This window comes from Mesorhizobium sp. M7A.F.Ca.CA.001.10.2.1, from assembly GCF_003998575.1.
Taxonomy (GTDB): domain Bacteria; phylum Pseudomonadota; class Alphaproteobacteria; order Rhizobiales; family Rhizobiaceae; genus Mesorhizobium.
Genome location: NZ_RZQY01000846.1, coordinates 1 through 2,136, shown reverse-complemented (window position 1 = coordinate 2,136; position 2,136 = coordinate 1). Strand labels below are relative to the sequence as shown.

Genomic DNA, 2,136 nt, shown 5'->3' with positions numbered 1-2,136 from the left:
TTCCAGGCCTGATCGACGGCCGCGTCTTCATCGGCGAACCGGGCGGCGAGCATCGCGAAACCATCGCGTCGGCAAGTGTCGCGGCGGCGGCCGGCGGCGTCACCTCCATCGTCATGATGCCCGACACCGATCCGGTGATCGACAATGTGGCGCTGGTTGAATTCGTGCTGCGCACGGCCAAGGACACGGCCATCGTCAACGTCTTTCCGGCCGCGGCGATCACCAAGGGCCTCGACGGGCGCGAAATGACCGAGTTCGGCCTGCTGCGCGAAGCCGGCGCGGTCGCCTTTACCGATGGCCGCCAAACCATATCGAGCGCGCTGGTGATGCGCCGCGCGCTGACCTATGCACGCGACTTCGGCGCCACCATCGTGCATGAGACGCAGGATGCGGACCTCGGTTCATCCGGCGTGATGAATGAAGGCCTTTACGCCAGCTGGCTCGGCCTCTCCGGCATTCCGCGCGAAGCCGAAGCCATCCCGCTGGAACGCGACCTCGCCTTGGCCCGACTGACACGCGGTTCGTACCATGCAGCAAAGATCTCGACGGCGATGGCGGCAAGCGCCGTCACACGTGCGAAGGCCGACGGGGCGACGGTGACGTCAGGCGCGGCGATCCACAATCTGTCGCTGAATGAAAACGATGTCGGCGAATACCGCACCTTCTTCCGTCTGACCCCACCTTTGCGCGCCGAGGAAGACCGGCTGGCGATGATCGAAGCGGTCAGGGACGGCACGATCGACATCATCGTCTCCTCGCACGATCCGCAGGATGTCGACACCAAGCGCCTGCCCTTTGCCGATGCGGCGGCCGGCGCCATCGGGTTGGAGACACTGCTGGGCGCGGCATTGCGGCTCTATCACAATGGCGATGTGCCGTTGCTCCGGCTGATCGAAACCCTGTCCACCGCTCCCGCAAAACTGTTCGGCCTGCCCGGCGGCACGCTGAAGCCGGGTGCTGTCGCCGATCTTGCGCTTGTCGATCTCGACGAACCCTGGATCGTCAGCGAAAGCGGTATTCGTTCGCGCTCGAAAAACACCTGTTTCGAAGGCGCGCGACTGCAAGGCAAGGTCTTGCAAACGCTGGTTGCGGGCCGCACAGTGTTTTCCGCCTGAACGGCCACGGCGCACCGCGCGTGATCCGGCTCGTCAGGGGGAAATGCGGGGGAAACAATGACTTACAGCCTCATCCCAGCGCTGGTGTTCGGCTATCTGCTTGGCTCGATTCCGTTCGGGCTCCTGCTCACCCGCGCGGCCGGCCTTGGCGATGTGCGCAAGATCGGCTCCGGCAATATCGGCGCCACCAATGTTCTGCGCACCGGCAATAAGGCCCTTGCCGCCGCGACGCTGCTGCTCGACGCGCTGAAGGGCACGGTCGCCGTGCTGATAGCCGGCCATTTCGCGCCTGACCTGGCGATCTGGGCCGGTCTCGGCGCCTTTCTCGGTCATCTCTTCCCGGTCTGGCTCGGTTTCAAGGGCGGCAAGGGCGTCGCCACCTATCTCGGCGTGCTGATCGGCCTTGCCTGGCAGGTGGCGCTGATCTTTGCCGTCGCCTGGCTGGTGATGGCTTTCCTGTTCCGTTATTCCTCGCTGGCGGCGCTGACGGCGGCGGTCATCGTGCCGATCGCCCTCTATGTCCTGAGCGCACCGCAGAATGCGGCCTTGTTCGTGGTGATGAGCATCATCGTTTTCATCAAGCACCGGGAAAACATTTCGCGCCTGCTTGCCGGCACCGAGGGCAAGATCGGAGCCAAGGGGTGAGCGAGCCTGCCGCCGTGGTGAGTGGGCCGGCCGCCGGGCCGCGTCTCAGCGACCGGCAGCGGCTGAGCTGGCTGCGGCTGATCCGCACCAAGAATGTCGGCCCCGCATCCTTTCGCGACCTCATCAACCGTTTCGGTTCGGCCGAGGCGGCGCTGGAGATATTGCCGGAACTGATGATTTCAGGCGGCGCCATCCGGATCGCTCGCATCCCTTCCATTGCCGAAGCCGAGGCCGAACTGGAATTAGCCGGAAAGGCCGGCGCCCGCTTTGTCGGGATCGGTGAAACAGACTATCCACCCCTATTGCGCAACATGGACCATCCGCCGCCGCTGCTGGCGGTAAAGGGCAACGCAGCTGTTTTCCGGCTGCCGGGTGT

Annotated in this window: 2 protein-coding genes and 1 pseudogene; all 3 read left to right on the top strand. The window is 64.7% G+C overall.

Going from position 1 to position 2,136, the window contains the following annotated elements; genetic code table 11:
• Window positions 1-1,115: dihydroorotase (locus EN964_RS32510; RefSeq protein WP_127277299.1), on the top strand; the 1,115-nt coding region annotated here is incomplete at its 5' end.
• Window positions 1,116-1,172: 57 nt separating this feature from the next.
• Complete coding sequence (gene plsY / locus EN964_RS32505) at window positions 1,173-1,760, top strand: glycerol-3-phosphate 1-O-acyltransferase PlsY (RefSeq protein WP_127271878.1); 588 nt, start codon at window positions 1,173-1,175, stop codon at window positions 1,758-1,760.
• 17 nt (window positions 1,761-1,777) lie between these two features.
• Window positions 1,778-2,136: pseudogene (locus EN964_RS32500) on the top strand (DNA-protecting protein DprA); the annotation flags it as partial.

Excerpts from the sequence above, each read along its gene's own strand:
- plsY (WP_127271878.1), top strand. The coding sequence starts at position 1,173 with ATGACTTACAGCCTCATCCCAGCGCTGGTGTTCGGCTATCTGCTTGGC.